The following is a 260-nucleotide window of genomic DNA, read 5'->3' on the forward strand; positions in this document are numbered from 1 at the left end:
GTGGGCATCCTGCTGTGGCTTCTGGGTACCAGCCTCTCTTCCCCTGAAGGTTTCGAGCAAGCTTCCGCGATTATGGGCAGCTTCTTCTTCAAATTTATCATGTGGGGCATCCTTACCGCTCTGGCGTATCACGTCGTCGTAGGTATTCGCCACATGATGATGGATTTTGGCTATCTGGAAGAAACATTCGAAGCGGGTAAACGCTCCGCCAAAATCTCCTTTGTTATTACTGTCGTGCTTTCACTTCTCGCAGGAGTCCT

The 260-nt window shown here is 50.4% G+C and carries 1 protein-coding gene; it reads left to right on the forward strand.

The window, feature by feature from the left end; all coding sequences use genetic code 11:
• Nucleotides 1–260 (forward strand): succinate dehydrogenase, cytochrome b556 subunit (sdhC, locus tag SB772_RS42600; RefSeq protein WP_410838844.1); only part of this gene is annotated, 260 nt, incomplete at both ends.

The organism is Paraburkholderia sp. SIMBA_030 (genome assembly GCF_046535245.1).
Taxonomy (GTDB): domain Bacteria; phylum Pseudomonadota; class Gammaproteobacteria; order Burkholderiales; family Burkholderiaceae; genus Paraburkholderia.